The sequence below is a fragment of the Nocardioides sp. Soil_C_8 genome (genome assembly GCF_057656315.1).
This window is the reverse complement of record NZ_JBDGKQ010000001.1, coordinates 1,812,767-1,829,283: the sequence shown is the minus strand read 5'-3', so window position 1 is coordinate 1,829,283 and position 16,517 is coordinate 1,812,767. Positions and strand designations below refer to the sequence as shown.

The window sequence follows — 16,517 nt, the reverse complement described above, 5'->3', positions numbered from 1 at the left end:
GCACCGATCAGCGCTCGGGGGTGGCTCGCTCCTGCTGGGCCCGGGCGGCGGCGTCGGCCTCCTGGAAGGCCTCGTCGTGCTCGAGCTCCTCGCGCAGCGCGGCCAGGCTGGTGCCGAGGTGGGCGCGGGCCGCCTCCGCCGTCGGATCGGCGTCGGCCCCGGAGGCGATGTCGCGCCACGAGGTCTCGCCCGCGTCGACGCGTCGCTGCAGGCGCTCCTGGTCGGGACCGAGCTCGCCGCGGCGCGCCTGCGCCTGCAGGTCCTGGATGCGGCGGGCCGACTCGGCGCGGAACTTGTCGCGCTCGGCGCCGAGGTGCGCGGCGAGCCGGCGCAGCGACGCCGTGGCCTCGTTGGCCTGGCGGCGCGAGTCCTGGAGGGCGGCCTGCAGGCCGGGGTCGTCGGAGAGGGCCATCAGAATCCTCGCTCGGCGGAGTCGTCGGTGCGGTTGCCGGCGGTGGCGTGCTGGGCGGTGCTGATCGAGGACAGGACCGAGTTGGCACCGCCGAGGCCGGCGTTGACGTAGCGCAGCACCTTGAGCAGGGCCTGCGCCGCCTGGGTGAGCTTCTCGATGGCCCGCAGGCCGTCGTGGATCAGCTCGACGATGCGGCGGGCCTTTCCGGGCGCGGTGACCCCTGCCTTGACCCAACCGATGGGCCCCGCGAGGCCGGAGATGATGAGCTCCTGGATGACACCGTCGATGAAGTCGATGGCGATGACCAGCACGTCGAGGGTCGCCTTGCCCACCTCGATGACGTGCCCGAGCTGCTCGGCGATGTAGCCGGAAGCCTCCTGCTGGTCGGCATGCATCTGGCCCACGTCGGCCATCCGCGAGGCCGCGGCGCTGCCGGCCGGGCCCTGCCAGACGGACGGGAGCTGCTGGCCGAGCGAGGTGTAGTTCTGGCCCACGGACCCGCAGGCGTTGCCGACGTTGCCCCAGGCGAGCTGCATCGAGGAGACCGCGTTGAAGTCGCCGGCGACCGGCTTGAAGAGCGCCTCGAGGAGGCTCCACCCCGTGATCTTGTCGACGATGCTGTCGATCGCCGGGATGATCAGGCCGCACTCGCCCTTCTTGTCCTCGATGTACTGGCCCTGGGTGCCGGGGGGCGTGCCGCCGGCCACCGCCGACACCGGGTTCACGTGCTCGGTGATGGTCGTCATCGTCCGGCCCACTCCTGTGCGCTCTCGTCCTCGTCCTGGGACTGGTAGTCGTCGTAGCGGTCGAGGTCGTCGGCGTTGTCGCCGATCTCGCCGACGGTGTCGACGAGGTCGTTGACCCCGTCGATGGTCTTCTTGCCCTCGTTGTAGAGGTCGTTGTAGGTGCTCGCCGTGCTGCCGATGTCGCGACGCCGGTCGTGGTCGGCGGAGTCGCGCGAGCGCGAGTCGGCGTAGGCGTCGTTGGCGCGCTCGCGGGCGTCATCCGGCGAGGCACCGTCCGCGATCGCCCGGTGGTACTCGGTGTTGTAGGCGGTCTCGGCGGTGCGGTTGATCCGGTCGTGGTTGAGGGTGTCGGCGATGCCGTCCGCGTTGTCGGTCTTCGCGAACTCGAGCGCCTCCTGGTCGGAGTAGCCGAGCGAGCGGTAGTACTGGTACTCGTCCGTGCGGCGCTCCACGGCGTCCTTGATCGCGTCCTCGGCGGCCTTCTTCGGGTCCATCCACGAGGGCGGCTTGTCGACGTCGTTGCCGGGCTTGACCTGGTCGACGGCCTTCCTGGCGACGTCGTCGACGCCGGGGCCCTTGTCCTCGAGGTCGGGCAGCTTCGTGCCGTCGGCGGGCGCGTTGGAGAGCGGGGCGCCCGGGGCGTCGTTGCCGCTGCCGGCCGGGTCGTAGGGCGGGAAGCCGGCCGGGTCGGGCGAGAGGGCGCGGAAGCGGCCGTAGGTCGCCTCGTCGGTGTCGAGGTAGTCGTCGCGCGAGTCGATGAAGGCGTCGCGCACCTTGTCGGCCACGGCCTTCGAGTCGCGCAGCCCGTCGTGCGCCGTCGACACGGCCGACTCGTAGCTGCCCTGGAAGAGGTTGAGCACCCCCGAGAACGCCCCGAAGTTGCTGCACGACGAGCTGATGTAGTCGTCGATGGTGCCGATGTGGTCGTGCTGCCGGGTCGCGAGTCGCGACGCCGCGGTCAGCGCGTCGGGGTCCACCTGGAAGCTCACGGGCACGTCCTCCGTCGGTCTCGTCGCGGGCGGTCGGGGTCGACCCCAGTCCTACCCGGCGACGTCACCGCCAAACCCGGAAACCCGCGTCAGGTGGGCGATTCGTGCTTCTTCGCCCTCGACCTCACCCGGAACCAGCCGAACGTCATGAGGAGCAGGAGCCCCATCCCGACGCCCCAGAGGACGACCCCGCCGACGGACTTCTCGGACGTCGTGCGCCACTCGCCGCTGCTCCGGTAGACGGTGATGGTGTCGCCCTTCTCGGCCTCGCCGAACCGCCGGAGCTGGTAGAGCGCGGACTCCTCCGCGCCGTCCTCGAGCCGGAAGTGGATCGAGGCGTACTCCGGCGACCCGTCGCCCGGACGGCTGCGGCCCAGCTCCTCGAAGCCGAGCACGGTCGCCTCCTGGGTCCGCACGTCCGACGGCGGCTGGCGGCTGTCCCAGAACTCGAAGAGCCGCCAGCCGCAGATGAGGATCATGAAGACCAGCAGCGCGAGCGCCACCCACGTCATCCCGTAGCTGTTCCGCGCTGCGCCCGAGGAGAACCCCTCGTCCGGCCCTCCCGGCCTGCCGGGGACGGGACGGTCGGGGACGGGTCGCTCGTCGGCCATGCCGGAAGTCAACCACCCGATATCTGAGGACGTGGCGGACGGGTCGAGGCCCTCTGCACGTACGTGGCGTCCTCAGATATCAGCTGACCGCGTACGGCGACGCCGGGCGGTCAGAGGTGCTGGGGCTGGGCCGCGATCAGGTCGGCGTACCAGTGGAACGACTTCTTGCGCGTCCGCTTCAGCGTCTCGTAGTCGACGTGCACGAGGCCGAAGCGCTGGGTGTAGCCCTCGGCCCACTCGAAGTTGTCCATCAGCGACCAGCAGTAGTAGCCGCGGACGTCGACACCGCGCTGGATGGCCTCGGAGACGGCGTTGACGTGGGCGCGGAGGTAGTCGATGCGCGCCTGGTCGTCGACGACGCCGAACTCGTCGGGTCCGACGTTGTAGCTGCAGCCGGACTCGGTGATCACGATCGGCGGGAGCGCGGCGCGGAAGCGGGCGCGGAACATGACCAGCCACTCGCGCAGCGCGTCGGGCACGATCGGCCAGCCGAAGTCGGTGGTCGGGTAGCCGACGACCTCGCGCAGGTCGAAGGGGATCTCGGAGTCCTCGTCGGCCGCGGCGACCTTCATCGGGTTGTAGTAGTTGACGCCGTAGAAGTCGAGCGGCTGCCGGATCGTGGCGAGGTCGCCGTCGGACATGACGTCCTCGAAGAGCGGCATCAGGTCGACCGGGTAGCGCCCGAGCAGCATCGGCTCGAGGAACGTGCCGTTCCACAGGGCGTCGAAGATCTTGCTCATCCCGACGTCGGCGTCGTCGTCGCTGGCGGGCCAGATCGGGGCGTGGTTGTTGGCGCACCCGATCGACGTCGCACCGGCGTTGCGGAGCTCGATGGCCGCCCGGCCGTGGGCCAGGAGCAGGTGGTGGGCGGCGGGCAGGCAGTCGAACAGCATCGCCTTGCCTGGGGCGTGCGTGCCGAGGCCGTAGCCGAGGATCGAGGCGACGTTCGGCTCGTTGACGGGGATCCAGTGGGCGACGCGGTCGGCGAACCGCTCGCCCACGATCGCGGCGTACTCGGCGAAGCGCTCCACGGTGTCGCGGTTGAGCCAGCCGCCGTCGTCCTCGAGCGACTGCGGGAGGTCCCAGTGGTAGAGCGTGGCCATCGGCTCCTGGCCGTTGGCGAGCAGCGTGTCGAGGAGCCGGTCGTAGAACGCCAGGCCCTTCTCGTTGGCCGGGCCGCGCCCCGTGGGCTGGATGCGGGGCCAGGCGATCGAGAAGCGGTAGCCGCCCGTCCCGAGCTCCTTCATCAGCGCGACGTCCTCGTCGACGCGGTGGTAGTGGTCGCACGCGACCTCTCCCGTGGCGCCGCCGGCCACGCGCCCCGGCTCGGCGGCGAAGGTGTCCCAGATGCTCGGGCCCCGGCCATCCTCCGCAGCAGCGCCCTCGATCTGGTAGCTCGCCGTGCTCGTGCCGAAGCGGAAGCCGGGAGGAAGCAGGGGGAAGTCGTGCGGGGAAGCCACACCCGCGAAGATATCGGCATGAGCAGCGCCCTGTACGCCGGTTCGGACAGGTCGTCCGACGCCGTCAAGGGCCGCTTGACCAGGCACTCCTTCTCCTTCGGGCCCCACTACGACCCCACCAACCTCGGCTTCGGACCGCTGGTCTGCCACAACGACGACCTGCTCGACCCGGCGGCGTCGGCGGTGGCGGGCTACCCCGAGCACCCGCACACCGAGCTCGAGATCGTGACGTGGGTGCTCGAGGGGGCGCTCGTGCACACCGACTCATCAGCCCACCGGCACGTCGTCGAGGCCGGCCGCGCCCAGGTGCTCTCCGCCGGCACCGGTGTCCGCCACAGCGAGGTCGCCGACCCGGGGTCGGGTCGCTGCCGGTTCGTCCAGGCCTGGCTCACCCCGTCCGTGCCGGGCGCGGTGCCGTCGTACGCCCTGGGCGAGGCGCCGCCGTCGTCGTCCGGGCTGGTGCCCGTTGCCGGCGGCGACGGCCTGCCGATCGGGACGTCCGGCGCCCGGCTCCTCGTGGCGCGCCTGTCCCCCGGTCAGTCGGTCGAGCTGCCCGACGACCCGCGCCAGCACGTCTTCGCCGCGACCGGGGCCGCTTCCCTCGACGGCCTCGACCTGCGCTCCGGTGACGCCGTACGCCTCACCGACGAGCCCGGTCGCCTCGTGACGGCCGCCGAGGAGACCGAGCTGCTCGTCTGGTCCTTTGCGGAAGTCGCTGGTTGAGGATGGTCAGGGGATCAGGACACCCGGGTTGAGGATCCCCGCCGGGTCGAGCTCGGCCTTGACGGCGCGGAGCACGCGCACCCCGACGTCCCCGACCTCCTGCGCGAACCACGGCTTGTGGTCGGTGCCGACGGCGTGGTGGTGGGTGATCGTCGCGCCGGCCGCGAGGATCGCGTCGCTGGCCGCGGACTTCGCCGCCTGCCACTGGGCGATCGGGTCGTCGCCCTGCCGCGCGGCGACGGTGAAGTAGAGCGAGCAGCCGGTCTCGTACACGTGCGAGACGTGGCACAGCACGAGCGACCCCTCGCCGAGCGAGGCGGTGAGCGCGGCCCTCACGTCGGCGTGCAGCCGCTCGCGGTTCGACCAGAACGTCGCGGTCTCGAGGGTCTCGACGAGCACGCCGTGGTCGAGGAGCGCATCGCGGAGGTAGGGCCCCTCGAAGCGGCCGTGCACCCACTTCTCCCCCGGCTCGCCCCCGAGCGCGGTCCCCCCGAGTCCGGTCAGGACGGCCGTGACAGCGGCGCGGCGGGCGGCGACCTGCTCCTCGGTGCCCTCGTAGCCGGTGACCATCAGGCACCCGGGGTCCTCGGCGCCGCCGATGGACGAGGGGTCGGCGAGGTTGATCGCCGTCTCGGACTCGTCCGACAGCCGCAGCACGGTCGGGAGCAGACCAGCCTGCGCCAGGGTGCGCATCGCGTCGGAGCCGGCACCGAAGGACGGCCACCGCCAGCCCTCGTACGACGTCACGGCGGGCGCTCGCCGGACGCGGACCGTGACGGAGGTGATGACGCCGAAAGCGCCCTCCGAGCCCAGCAGCAGCTGGCGGAGGTCGGGCCCCGCGGCGTTGGCCGGCGACGAGCCGAGGTGCAGCGTCCCGGTCGGCGTCGCGGCGGTGAGGCCCACGACCATCGCGTCGAAGCGTCCGTAGCCCGCGCTCGACTGCCCGCTCGAGCGCGTGGCGGCGAAGCCGCCGATCGACGCGTGCCGGAAGGACTGCGGGTAGTGACCGAGCGTCATGCCGTGCTCGCCCAGGAGGGCATCCGCCTCGGGGCCGCGCAGCCCCGGCTCGAGGGTGGCGGTCATCGAGACGTCGTCGACGGCGACCAGCCGCTTCATCCGCACCAGGTCCAGGCTGACCACACCGGCGAACCCGTCGCGGCGCGCGGCCAGCCCTCCGGTGACCGAGGTGCCGCCGCCGAACGGGACGACCGCCACCCGGTGCTCCACCGCCCACGCCAGCACGGCCGCCACCTCGTCGTGCCCGTCGGGCCGCACGACGGCGTCGGGAGCGTCGTCGAGGTCGCCGGCGCGGGCGCGCAACAGGTCGGGGGTGGACTTCCCGCGCGTGCGGAGGGTGCGGGTCGCGTCGTCGGTCAGCACGTGCTCCGCGCCGACGACCGCACGCAGGGCGTCGAGCACAGCGTCGCCCAGCGCGGACGCGGGCGGCGTTGCTCCACTGACCGCCGAGCGGTCCTGCAGACCGAAGGCGAGCTCGACGAGCCCGAGCGCGGAGCCGGGCAGGACGCCGGCGGCGGCGGGGTCGCCCCAGCGCTGGGGGTGCATCTCGGGAGACATGGGCTCGGTCGACATGCGTTACAGTGTGACACATGTCGTCACTTCGTCACACGGGTCCGTCGAACACCGAGCCGCGGCTCGACGGCTACCTCGACGCCGCTCGCGCCTGCATCCTCGACGTCGGCTGGCGACGTACGACCCTCACCGAGGTCGCGAAGCGCGCCGGGGTGTCCCGGATGACGATCTACCGCGCGTGGCCCGACATGGGCTCGCTCCTCGGCGACCTGATGACCCGCGAGTGGGTCGGCATCGCCGCTGCGACGCAGGCGGCCGCGGCGGACACGACGACCCCCGACGGGATCGCCGCGGCCGCGCTCGCCACCGTGCGCGCCCTCCGCGACAACGAGCTGTTCGTCCGGATCGTCGAGCTCGACCCCGACCTGATGCTCCCCTACCTCCTCCACCGCCGCGGCCGCTCGCAGGAGGCGCTCGTGGAGATCCTCGCCGCCGAGATCGCCGGCGGGCAGGCCGCCGGCGCCATCCGTCCCGGCGACCCGGTGCTGATGGCGCGGTCGCTGACCCTGGCGGGCCACGGGTTCGTCTTCTCGGCGCTGACGATGACCGACGACCGGATCGGCCTCGACGACCTGGACGCGGAGTACACCCGCGCCGTCACCCGCACGCTGGAGCCCTGATGCAGCCTGCTCGCCGCATCGTCCCCGGCCTCGTCGACGTGCCCGACGAGGTGGACGTCGTCGTGGTCGGTCTCGGCATCACCGGCGCGGGTGTCGCCCTCGACGCCGTCACCCGCGGCCTGTCCGTCCTCGCGGTCGACGCCCACGACCTCGCCTTCGGCACCTCGCGCTGGTCGTCCAAGCTCGTCCACGGCGGGCTGCGCTACCTCGCCCAGGGGCAGCTCGCCATCGCCCACGAGAGCGCCGTCGAGCGCGGCATCCTGATGGACGTCACCGCCCCGCACCTGGTCCACCCGCTGCCGATGCTCACCCCCGTCAACGACGCGATGCCCCGCAGTCGTACGGCGCTGACGTGGGCCGGGCTGCACGGCGGCGACGTGCTCCGGCGCACCGCCCGCACCCCCGCGCGCACCCTCCCCCGGCCCCGTCGGCTCAACGCGACCGAGGCGCTCGACCTCGCGCCCGCGCTGCGCGCCGAGACCCTCCGTGGCGGCTACCTCGCCTGGGACGGCCAGCTCGAGGACGACGCCCGTCTCGTCGTCACCGTGGCGCGCACCGCGGCGTCGTACGGCGCCCACGTCCGCACCCGCGCCCGCGCCACCTCGGCGACCGGCACCGGCGTCGAGCTCCGCGACGAGCTGACCGGCCGGACGTGCACGGTCTCGGCGAGGGCAGTCGTCAACGCGACCGGGGTGTGGGCCGGCGGCCTGGACGACCAGGTACGACTCAGGCCCAGCCGCGGCACCCACCTGGTCCTGCGGGCCACCGCCCTCCCGGAGACCCGGATCGCGGTGATGGTGCCGATCGCGGGCTCACGCGCGAGGTTCGCGATGGTCCTCCCGCAGCCCGACGGCACGATCTACGTCGGCCTCACCGAGGAGCCCGTGAGCGGACCCGTCCCCGACGTGCCCACCCCCAGCGAGGCGGAGATCGACTTCCTCCTCGACGCGGTCGCGTCCGCGTTTTCCGCCCCGCCCACCAGGGCCGACGTGGTCGGTGCCTTCGCCGGCCTGCGCCCGCTGCTCGAGGTCGCGGGCGCCGGCGAGACGTCCGACCTCTCGCGCCGCCACGCCATCCTCACGTCGTCCACGGGAGTGACGACGGTGGTCGGCGGCAAGCTCACGACCTACCGCCGGATGGCCCAGGACGCCCTCGACGCGCTGGTCGCCGACGGGCGCCTGACGGCCGGCCCGTGCCGGACCGCCGCGCTGCCGCTGCTGGGCGCCGCACCCCGCGAGGAGCTGCGCCGCAGCACCGCGCCCGCCCGGCTCGTACGCCGCTTCGGCACCGACGCCGACCTCGTCCTCGCCACCGCCCGCGAGGTGACCCGGCTGCCGGACGACGAGCTGCTCGCGCCGGTCTCCGACCAGGTCCCGGTGACGCTCGCCGAGCTCGTCTTCGCCGTCACCCACGAGGGCGCACACGACCTCGACGACCTGCTCGACCGGCGTACGCGGGTCGGGCTCGTGTCCGCCGACCGGGCCTCCGCGGAACCGTCGGCCCGGCGTGCACTGGCGCTCGTGGCCGATGCGTCGCAACCAACCGGCCCGGCGTAGCGTCTCCCCGCCAGGCGCAGGGTGCGCCGCCAGATCTGGGGGAACTCCCGTGCTTCGTCGACTCGCGGGCTGCGCCGTCGCCCTCGCGCTGCTCGTCCCCGCTCACGCCGCCACGACCGAGGCCGCCAGCGCCGCCCCCGTGGCGGAGCGCGGCGCCGAGCCGGTCTCCCGGGACGTACGCCTCGGCCACCGACCCGTCCGGTACGACGGAACCCGTCCGGCCGTCCGCCTCACCTTCCACGCCCGCAAGGGCCGGCTGGTGGAGCTCGCGGACTGGTCGGCGTGGCCGGACAACCCGTGCGTGCGCAAGACGCTGCGCCGCGAGGGTGGCGGCAGGGTCGCGCCCTGGGCGGAGGGCTACTGGAAGCTGCCGCGCACCGGCACGTACACCGCGGTGCTGCGTCCCTGCGAGCGGCTCGTGGACACCATGCGGGTCCAGGTGAGGCGCGTCGCCGTGCGCGACTCGACCGTCGACGGGCCGGCCACTGCGGTCGGCGCCGACCCCGACAAGACCCACCTGGTCCGCGTCAGGCTGGCTGCAGGCGAGCGCCTGCTGCTGGGGCCGAGCGCGACGCCGCGCCACGTGGTCCGGCCCGACGGCAGCATCGACGAGGACCTGCCCTACGGCCGGACGGCACTCGACGCCTCGTCCGGCGTGGGCCGCTACTACGTCGCCGCGCGACCGGACAGCACGCTGCTGGCGAGCCGCGCGCTCCAGCACCAGGGGGCCCTCGACGGACCGCCCGTCACGCTCGCCAACCAGGGCGTGCCCTTCCGTGAGCACGACGTCACCTTCACCGCGCGGGCCGGCCAGTGGGTCTACCCCGAGCTCCTCGACAGCACCGGCTCGCTCGTGCCGGAGGGCAGCGCCGTCGTCGGTGTCCTCGGCGCCGCGAGCAGGCCCGTCATGACCAGCTGCCCGGGCAGGCCGACGACGCAGCCGTGCAGCTACCTGGCCGCGGGTCCCTGGCAGGTGCCCGCCGACGGCACCTACCGCATGTCCGCGGCGGTCAGGGCGTCCGCAGCCGACGCCACGTTCACCCTCCGCGTCCGCGCCGCTGCGGAGGCGCCGGCCCTGGCGCTCGACGGTCCGGCCGTGACGTACACCTCCACGACCCCGGGCCAGTGGGTCGTCGGCCCCTACACCGAGCGCCTGCCCGGCAACGGCCCCGTCGTCACGGCGAGCAACGCCTCCACCGACCTGACGGACTGGCGCATGTCCCTGGCGAGCGGCTTCCCCAACCAGTGCGGCCCCCGCGACACGTCCAACGGGTGCCCCGACTACTGGCACGTGACCCTCACCCCGGACAAGCCCCGACAGCTCGCCCCGATGGACGGGAACGCCGGTCCGTCGATGGCCGTCCTCGCGGTCCCGCCGGGCGTGAAGGGGTCCCTCGAGGTGCGGCTCACCAGCCAGTGACGTAGGCGACAGCAAAATCCGTCGGTAGTTCCAGCGAAGCCCGGACAGGACGCAGGCCCGATGGGAAGGTTCTCCACGGCGCGCCCCTTGCCGACCCCATGCGGCAAGGGGCGCCCAGTCCATTTCCGGACCGGATGCCCCGGTAGTTCAGGCCGACCTGGTTGTCCCGGTGGCGCTCGGACAGCCGACTTGTCCTGAACTACCCCTCACTCGACGGTGACCGACTTCGCGAGGTTGCGCGGCTTGTCGATGTCATGACCGAGGTGCAGGGCCGCGTGGTAGGCGAGCAGCTGGAGCGGCACGTTGAGCAGGATCGGGTCGAGCTCGGGCTCGTTGCGGGGTACGACGATGCGGCGGGCGGTGACCTCCCCGAGGTCGACCCCCTCGTGCGTGATGACGACGAGCGGTCCCTTGCGCGCCTCGATCTCGTGCAGCGCACCGACGTTGCGCTCGGCCAGCTCGTCCTGCGGGACCAGGGCGACGGTCGGCACCTCGGGGTCGATGAGGGCGAGCGGGCCGTGCTTGAGCTCGGAGGTCTGGTAGGCCTCGGCGTGGCGGTAGCTGATCTCCTTGAACTTCTGCGCGCCCTCGCGCGCCACCGGGAACCCGCGAACGCGGCCGATGAAGAACAGGCTGCGAGCCTCGGCGAGGTCCTTCGCCACCTCGACCAGGTCGGGCTCGCCGGCCAGGACCTCCTCGATCTGCGCGGGCAGCTTCTCGAGCCCGGCGACCAGCCGCTTGCCGTCGGCGATGGACAGGTCGCGCACCCGGCCGAGCTGGAGCGCGAGCAGCGCGAAGGCGAGGAACATGTTGGTCAGCGCCTTGGTGCTGGCGACGGCGACCTCGGGGCCGGCGTGCAGGTAGATCCCGCCGTCGCACTCGCGGGCGATCGCCGACCCGACGACGTTGACCAGGCCCACGCAGCGCCCGCCCTTGCGTCGTACCTCCTGGACGGCCAGCAGGGTGTCGATGGTCTCGCCGGACTGGCTGACCGCGACGTAGAGGGTGTCGGGCTCGATGACCGGGTCGCGGTAGCGGAACTCGCTGGCGGCCTCGGCATCCGCGGGGATGCGGGCCAGCTCCTCGATGAGCGCTGCGCCCATCTGGCCGACGTAGTAGGCCGAGCCGCAGCCGAGGATCTTCACACGGCGCACGGCGCGCAGCTCGCGGGCGTCCATGTGGAGCCCGCCGAGGTGCGCGGTGCCGAAGCGCTCGTCGAGGCGACCGCGCAGCACGGCCTGCGCCGTCGTCGGCTGCTCGAGGATCTCCTTGCGCATGAACGACTCGTGCTCGCCGGCCTCGTACGCCGCCGCGTCGACGTCGACCTCCGCTGCGGTCTTGCCCGTGGCGACGAGGTCGCTGTGGCGCATCGTGCTGAACCCGTCGGCGGTGACGGTGGCCATCTCGCCGTCGTCGAGGACGGCGACGGTCGTCGTGTGCCGCACGATCGCGGCCAGGTCGGAGGCGACGTACATCTCCTTGTTGCCCACGCCCACCACCAGCGGGCTGCCGTTGCGGGCCACGACGATGCGGTCGGGGAAGTCGGCGTGGACCACCGCGAGGCCGTACGTCCCGACCACCGCGCCGAGCGCGTCGCGGACCTTGCCCTCGAGGGTGTCCGCGTCGCTGCGCGCGACGAGGTGGGCGAGCACCTCGGTGTCGGTGTCGCTGGTCAGCTCGACGCCCGCGTCCGTCAGCTCGGCCCGCAGCGCGGCGGAGTTGTCGATGATCCCGTTGTGCACGACCGCGACCCGGCCCGCCTCGTCGGTGTGCGGATGGGCGTTGGCGTCGGTCGCGGGGCCGTGCGTGGCCCAGCGGGTGTGCCCGATGCCGGTGGCCCCGGCGAAGCGCTTGGGCAGGGCGTCACCCAGGTCGCGCACCCGGCCGGCCTGCTTGGCGACCCGGATGCCCCGGCCGCCCAGCACCGCGACACCGGCCGAGTCGTAGCCGCGGTGCTCGAGCCGGGTCAGGCCCTCGAGGACGACCGGAGCGGCCTCCTGGCGGCCGATGTAGCCGACGATTCCACACATGCGTTCGTGTCCTATCCGTAGACGATGCGTCGCAGCTGCCGCTCGGACAGGTCCGGGGGCGCGACGACGCGCTGGGCGAGCTCCTCGGCGATCCGCGCGAAGATCTCGGGGTTCTTGGCGCCGTACGTCCTCAGGCTCGCGTGGCGGGCCCGGACGTAGTCCTCCACCGGCTGGGCGTGGAAGGCGATGACGTCCTCGACCACCCGCGCTGCCTCCCCCGGCGTCAGCGACGTGGTGGCGACGACGTGGGCGACGAGGGCGGGGTCCGGCACCGGACGATGATGCGCCGGTGTGCGGCTGACTGACAACTTCCTGCCCGAAATCGGGCAAGAACTCGCCGGCGGTCTAGCCAGTGAGGCTTTGCGGGGCATCACTCGCGTCACAAGTGGGGCGGCCCGCTCCCGGAAAGCGCTCGCAGAAGTCTCAGGTGGAGGAGCCGGGGCCCGGTTGAGCGAAACCGTGGTGCGCAGGTGGGGACATGCTACTCTAGGTGAACACAAGGTGAACGGGAGGTGTCACATGAGCAAGCAGCCGATGACCGGAGCGCCGGTCTGCACCTGGGTCGCCGTCACGGACGCGTCGGGTCGCACCCGCATGGAGGCACGCTGGTCGACCGCACCGACGGTCGCGACCCGGGCCGCCTGACCCAGCTCACACGCACGAGCCACGCTCCCCTCGGAGCGTGGCTCGTCGTCATCTCCACCCTCATCGGGAATTCCTGGCGAGGGTCGGGAATGAAGCCGGGCGGTCACCCGTTATGGTGGTTGAAAGTTCTACCAACCACCGCCTTCTCCCAGGAGCACCCATGACCACCGGTTTCGACGCCCCCACCACCGCCATCGACGACACCACCGGCGACTACACCATCGACACCAGCCACAGCCGCCTCGGCTTCGTCGCCCGTCACGCCATGGTGACCAAGGTCCGCGGCCAGTTCGGCGCCTTCGAAGGCACCGCGCGCATCGACGAGGCGAACCCGTCCGCGTCCAAGGTCGACCTCACCATCCAGGTCGCCTCCGTCGACACCGGCAGCGCGGACCGCGACGGCCACCTCAAGTCCGGCGACTTCTTCGACGCCGAGACCTACCCGACCATCACCTTCACCTCCACCGACGTGAAGCGCGACGGCAGCGACTGGGTCATCACCGGCGACCTGACCATCAAGGACGTCACCAAGCCCGTCGCCATCGAGTTCGAGCAGACCGGCTCCGCCGTCGACCCGTTCGGCAACACCCGCGTCGGCTTCGAGGGCGAGACCACCATCAACCGCAAGGACTGGGGCCTCACCTGGAACGCCGCGCTCGAGACCGGCGGCGTCCTCGTCTCCGAGAAGATCAAGCTCGAGTTCGACGTCTCGGCGATCCGCAACGCCTGATCGGGCACTTCCTCGCGCTAGGAACAGCCGAGCGGGCACTTCCTCGCGCTAGACACCGCCGACCGGGCGCGTCCTCACCAGAGGATGCGCCCGGTCGTCGCATGTGTGCGGGAGGAGATGCCCGGTCGACGCGGTGTAGCGCGAGGAACCGCCCGATCAGCGCGTTGTAGCGCGAGGAACCGCCCGGTCGACGCGTCGTAGCGCGAGGAAGTGCCCGCTCAGCGGGGGTTCTTGCCCTTGTAGCCGCCGCCCCTGCGGTGCCCGCCGCCGTGGCCACCGTGACCACCGCCGGTACGACCACGGAACGGGCCGTTGTCGGGCTTGATCTCGATGAGCTTGCCGGAGATGCGCGTGCCGGCGAGGCGGTCGAGGGTCCCGGCCGGGAGGTCGGCGGGGAGCTCGACGACGGAGAAGTCCGGCTTGATGGAGATGTAGCCGAAGTCGCCGCGCGAGAGCCCGCCCTCGTTGGCCAGGGCGCCGACGATCTGCCGCGGCTCGACCTTGTGCCGCTTGCCCACCTCGATGCGGTACGCCGCCATCGGCTGGCCGCTGCGCGAGTCGCGGGGCGCGCGGCCGGCCTTGCCGCCGTGGGTCGAGCGCTCCTCGAAGGACCGGGCGCGCGGCTCGGGCTCCGGGTCGAGCAGGAGCGGCTGTTCGCCGTGCATCACCGCGGCGAGGGCGGCGGCGACGTCGACCTCGGCCACGTCGTGCTCGCTGACGTAGTGGGAGACGACGTCGCGGAAGAAGTCGATCCGCTCGGGCTGGGTCAGCGCCTGCGTGATCTGGTCGTCGAAGCGGGAGAGCCGCGTGGCGTTGACGTCGTCGACGGTCGGCAGCTGCATCTGGGTCAGCGGCTGGCGGGTCGCCTTCTCGATCGCGCGGAGCAGGTGGCGCTCGCGCGGGGTGACGAAGGCGATCGAGTCGCCCGAGCGGCCCGCACGGCCGGTGCGGCCGATGCGGTGGACGTAGGACTCGGTGTCGGTCGGGATGTCGTAGTTGACGACGTGGCTGATCCGCTCGACGTCGAGGCCGCGGGCCGCGACGTCGGTGGCGACGAGGATGTCGAGCTTGCCGGCCTTGAGCTGGTTGACCGTCCGCTCGCGCTGGACCTGCGCGACGTCGCCGTTGATCGCCATCGCGGAGTAGCCGCGGGCCCGCAGCTTCTCGGCGAGCATCTCGGTCTCGTTCTTGGTGCGGACGAAGACGATCATGCCCTCGAAGTTCTCGACCTCGAGGATGCGCGTGAGGGCGTCGACCTTCTGCGGGTAGCTCACGATGAGGTAGCGCTGGGTGATGGTCGACGAGGTGGTCGTCTTGTTCTTGACGGTGATCTCGACCGGGTCCTCGAGGTACTTCTTCGAGATCCGGCGGATCTGCGCCGGCATCGTCGCGGAGAACAGCGCGACGTGCTTGTCGTCCGGGGTGTCGGCGAGGATCGTCTCGACGTCCTCGGCAAAGCCCATCTTCAGCATCTCGTCCGCCTCGTCGAGGACGAGGAAGCGCAGCTCGCTCAGGTCGAGCGTGCCCTTCTCGAGGTGGTCCATGATGCGGCCCGGCGTGCCGACGACGACGTGCACGCCGCGTCGCAGCGCGGACAGCTGGACGCCGTACCCCTGGCCGCCGTAGATCGGCAGCACGCGCACGCCCTTCATGTGCGCGGCGTACTTCTCGAAGGCCTCCGACACCTGGAGCGCGAGCTCACGGGTGGGTGCGAGGACGAGGGCCTGCGGCGTCTTCTGCGAGAAGTCGAGCTGAGACAGGATCGGCAGGGCGAAGGCGGCCGTCTTGCCGGTGCCGGTCTGGGCAAGGCCGACGACGTGCCGGCCCTCGAGGAGCGGCGGGATCGTCAGGGCCTGGATCTGCGAGGGAGTCTCGTAGCCGACGTCCGCCAGCGCCTTGAGGACCTCCGGCGCGAGGCCGAGGTCGGAGAAGGTCTGCTCGGGCACGTCGGGCTGCTCGTCACTCACCCCCCAACGGTAGGGCCTCGCGCGGGAAGTCGACATTCCCCGAGCCCCGATAAGGGCGCGACAACGCGCCACGTGAGCAAGCACACTCCCTCCATGCGAGAAGCGATGCCGGACCTGCCCGACGGGCTCACCACGCGGCCGTTGCAGAGGTCCGACGCCCACGACGTGTTCGTGCTCATGGCGGCGCAGGAGAAGGAGGACATCGGGCAGGTCGCGATCGAGGAGGCCGACATCGTCAGCGACTGGGCGAAGCCGAGCCACGACCTCGCCGCGCGCTCGGTCGGCGTCCTCGACGGCGACACCCTCGTCGGCTACGCCGAGCTGATGGGTGCCGACCGCGCCGACACCTCGGTGCTCCCGTCCCACCGCGGTCGCGGCATCGGCACGTGGCTGGCCCACTGGCTCGTCGACCTCGGCCGCAGCCTCGGCTCGTCCGTCGTCGGGATGCCGGTCCCGGAGGGCTCACCGGGCGACCGGCTGCTCGACGAGCTCGGCTTCCGGGTCCGCTGGACGAGCTGGGTGCTCAAGCTGCCCGAGGGGGCGACCATCCCCGAGCGCACGCTGCCCGCGGGCTACGTCGTCCGCACCGCGCAGCCCGACGAGCTGCGAGCGGCCCACGACGTCCTGGAGGACGCCTTCCTCGAGTGGTCGGTGCGCGACCGGGAGCCGTTCGAGGACTTCGCCGCCGCGACGAGCGGCCGACCAGGCTTCGAGCCGTGGAACCTGCGCGTGGCCGTGGACCCCGCGGGCGCCGTGGTCGGCGTCTCGCTGGTCCTGGTGTCCGACGACGGCGCGACGGCGTACGTCGACCGGCTCGCGGTGCGGCGCGACCAGCGCAACCGCGGGATCGCCCAGGCGCTGCTCGTCGACTCCTTCGCCCGGGGTCGCGAGCACGGCACGCGGACCTCCGAGCTGAGCACGGACTCCCGCACCGGGGCGCTGCCGATGTACGAGCGCGTGGGCATGGTCGTGGACCACGTATGGGTCAATCGCGCGATCAACCTCGCCTAGACCACGG

General features: G+C 72.3%; 16 protein-coding genes. 7 read left to right on the top strand and 9 right to left on the bottom strand.

What is annotated here, in order from left to right:
- Positions 1 to 7 precede the first annotated feature (7 nt).
- The 5 genes from AC3A3L_RS08980 to AC3A3L_RS08960 all read right to left on the bottom strand — a co-directional run bounded on the left by AC3A3L_RS08980 (position 8) and on the right by AC3A3L_RS08960 (position 4,218).
- Positions 8 to 412: a hypothetical protein gene (locus AC3A3L_RS08980; protein ID WP_487639651.1), complete on the bottom strand. Its 405-nt coding sequence runs from the start codon at positions 410 to 412 to the stop codon at positions 8 to 10.
- Positions 412 to 1,158, bottom strand: a complete 747-nt coding sequence (locus AC3A3L_RS08975) for a hypothetical protein (RefSeq protein WP_487639650.1) — start codon at positions 1,156 to 1,158, stop codon at positions 412 to 414. The genes AC3A3L_RS08980 and AC3A3L_RS08975 overlap by 1 nt, the downstream gene beginning before the upstream one ends.
- On the bottom strand, positions 1,155 to 2,147 hold the full coding sequence (locus tag AC3A3L_RS08970) for a hypothetical protein (protein WP_487639649.1): 993 nt from the start codon (positions 2,145 to 2,147) through the stop codon (positions 1,155 to 1,157). Before AC3A3L_RS08970 ends, AC3A3L_RS08975 begins: the two co-directional genes overlap by 4 nt.
- An 89-nt stretch (positions 2,148 to 2,236) precedes the next feature.
- On the bottom strand, positions 2,237 to 2,758 hold the full coding sequence (locus AC3A3L_RS08965) for a hypothetical protein (RefSeq protein WP_487639648.1): 522 nt from the start codon (positions 2,756 to 2,758) through the stop codon (positions 2,237 to 2,239).
- Positions 2,759 to 2,868: 110 nt separating this feature from the next.
- Complete coding sequence (locus tag AC3A3L_RS08960; protein ID WP_487639647.1) at positions 2,869 to 4,218, bottom strand: GH1 family beta-glucosidase; 1,350 nt, start codon at positions 4,216 to 4,218, stop codon at positions 2,869 to 2,871.
- An 18-nt stretch (positions 4,219 to 4,236) separates the two neighbouring features.
- Here AC3A3L_RS08960 and AC3A3L_RS08955 point away from each other — a divergent pair, with 18 nt between their 5' ends.
- Entirely contained in the window at positions 4,237 to 4,941 is a 705-nt protein-coding gene (locus AC3A3L_RS08955) for a pirin family protein (protein ID WP_487639646.1), read from the top strand.
- A gap of 6 nt (positions 4,942 to 4,947) precedes the next feature.
- Here AC3A3L_RS08955 and AC3A3L_RS08950 read toward each other — a convergent pair whose 3' ends face one another.
- Complete coding sequence (locus AC3A3L_RS08950; protein WP_487639645.1) at positions 4,948 to 6,531, bottom strand: FAD-binding oxidoreductase; 1,584 nt, start codon at positions 6,529 to 6,531, stop codon at positions 4,948 to 4,950.
- Positions 6,532 to 6,548: 17 nt separating this feature from the next.
- Between AC3A3L_RS08950 and AC3A3L_RS08945 the strand changes: the two genes are divergently transcribed.
- Genes AC3A3L_RS08945 through AC3A3L_RS08935 form a run of 3 tightly spaced genes read left to right on the top strand, consistent with a single transcriptional unit; the run spans position 6,549 to position 10,127 of the window.
- A complete protein-coding gene (locus AC3A3L_RS08945) occupies positions 6,549 to 7,151 on the top strand; it encodes a TetR/AcrR family transcriptional regulator (RefSeq protein ID WP_487639644.1) in 603 nt (200 codons plus the stop codon).
- Entirely contained in the window at positions 7,151 to 8,707 is a 1,557-nt protein-coding gene (locus AC3A3L_RS08940) for a glycerol-3-phosphate dehydrogenase/oxidase (protein ID WP_487639643.1), read from the top strand. The genes AC3A3L_RS08945 and AC3A3L_RS08940 overlap by 1 nt, the downstream gene beginning before the upstream one ends.
- 49 nt (positions 8,708 to 8,756) lie before the next feature.
- The gene (locus tag AC3A3L_RS08935) at positions 8,757 to 10,127 is read left to right on the top strand and encodes a hypothetical protein (protein WP_487639642.1); all 1,371 of its coding nucleotides are present in this window, start codon (positions 8,757 to 8,759) and stop codon (positions 10,125 to 10,127) included.
- A gap of 206 nt (positions 10,128 to 10,333) precedes the next feature.
- Here AC3A3L_RS08935 and glmS read toward each other — a convergent pair whose 3' ends face one another.
- Complete coding sequence (glmS, locus tag AC3A3L_RS08930) at positions 10,334 to 12,157, bottom strand: glutamine--fructose-6-phosphate transaminase (isomerizing) (RefSeq protein ID WP_487639641.1); 1,824 nt, start codon at positions 12,155 to 12,157, stop codon at positions 10,334 to 10,336.
- 11 nt (positions 12,158 to 12,168) lie between these two features.
- Positions 12,169 to 12,429, bottom strand: coding sequence for a hypothetical protein (locus AC3A3L_RS08925; protein WP_487639640.1), 261 nt, complete (start codon positions 12,427 to 12,429; stop codon positions 12,169 to 12,171).
- A 247-nt stretch (positions 12,430 to 12,676) separates the two neighbouring features.
- Between AC3A3L_RS08925 and AC3A3L_RS08920 the strand changes: the two genes are divergently transcribed.
- Positions 12,677 to 12,802: a hypothetical protein gene (locus AC3A3L_RS08920; RefSeq protein ID WP_487639639.1), complete on the top strand. Its 126-nt coding sequence runs from the start codon at positions 12,677 to 12,679 to the stop codon at positions 12,800 to 12,802.
- 160 nt (positions 12,803 to 12,962) lie between these two features.
- Positions 12,963 to 13,532, top strand: a complete 570-nt coding sequence (locus tag AC3A3L_RS08915) for a YceI family protein (RefSeq protein WP_487639638.1) — start codon at positions 12,963 to 12,965, stop codon at positions 13,530 to 13,532.
- 218 nt (positions 13,533 to 13,750) lie between these two features.
- Here AC3A3L_RS08915 and AC3A3L_RS08910 read toward each other — a convergent pair whose 3' ends face one another.
- Entirely contained in the window at positions 13,751 to 15,499 is a 1,749-nt protein-coding gene (locus AC3A3L_RS08910; protein ID WP_487639637.1) for a DEAD/DEAH box helicase, read from the bottom strand.
- A 93-nt stretch (positions 15,500 to 15,592) separates the two neighbouring features.
- On the opposite strand from AC3A3L_RS08910, the gene AC3A3L_RS08905 reads away from it, so the two are divergent.
- Entirely contained in the window at positions 15,593 to 16,510 is a 918-nt protein-coding gene (locus AC3A3L_RS08905; RefSeq protein ID WP_487639636.1) for a GNAT family N-acetyltransferase, read from the top strand.
- Positions 16,511 to 16,517 lie beyond the last annotated feature (7 nt).

Excerpts from the sequence above, each read along its gene's own strand:
- AC3A3L_RS08980 (WP_487639651.1), bottom strand. The coding sequence starts at position 412 with ATGGCCCTCTCCGACGACCCCGGCCTGCAGGCCGCCCTCCAGGACTCG.
- AC3A3L_RS08975 (WP_487639650.1), bottom strand. The coding sequence starts at position 1,158 with ATGACGACCATCACCGAGCACGTGAACCCGGTGTCGGCGGTGGCCGGC.
- AC3A3L_RS08965 (WP_487639648.1), bottom strand. The coding sequence starts at position 2,758 with ATGGCCGACGAGCGACCCGTCCCCGACCGTCCCGTCCCCGGCAGGCCG.
- AC3A3L_RS08955 (WP_487639646.1), top strand. The coding sequence starts at position 4,237 with ATGAGCAGCGCCCTGTACGCCGGTTCGGACAGGTCGTCCGACGCCGTC.
- AC3A3L_RS08950 (WP_487639645.1), bottom strand. The coding sequence starts at position 6,531 with ATGTCGACCGAGCCCATGTCTCCCGAGATGCACCCCCAGCGCTGGGGC.
- AC3A3L_RS08945 (WP_487639644.1), top strand. The coding sequence starts at position 6,549 with ATGTCGTCACTTCGTCACACGGGTCCGTCGAACACCGAGCCGCGGCTC.
- AC3A3L_RS08940 (WP_487639643.1), top strand. The coding sequence starts at position 7,151 with ATGCAGCCTGCTCGCCGCATCGTCCCCGGCCTCGTCGACGTGCCCGAC.
- glmS (WP_487639641.1), bottom strand. The coding sequence starts at position 12,157 with ATGTGTGGAATCGTCGGCTACATCGGCCGCCAGGAGGCCGCTCCGGTC.
- AC3A3L_RS08920 (WP_487639639.1), top strand. The coding sequence starts at position 12,677 with ATGAGCAAGCAGCCGATGACCGGAGCGCCGGTCTGCACCTGGGTCGCC.
- AC3A3L_RS08915 (WP_487639638.1), top strand. The coding sequence starts at position 12,963 with ATGACCACCGGTTTCGACGCCCCCACCACCGCCATCGACGACACCACC.
- AC3A3L_RS08905 (WP_487639636.1), top strand. The coding sequence starts at position 15,593 with ATGCGAGAAGCGATGCCGGACCTGCCCGACGGGCTCACCACGCGGCCG.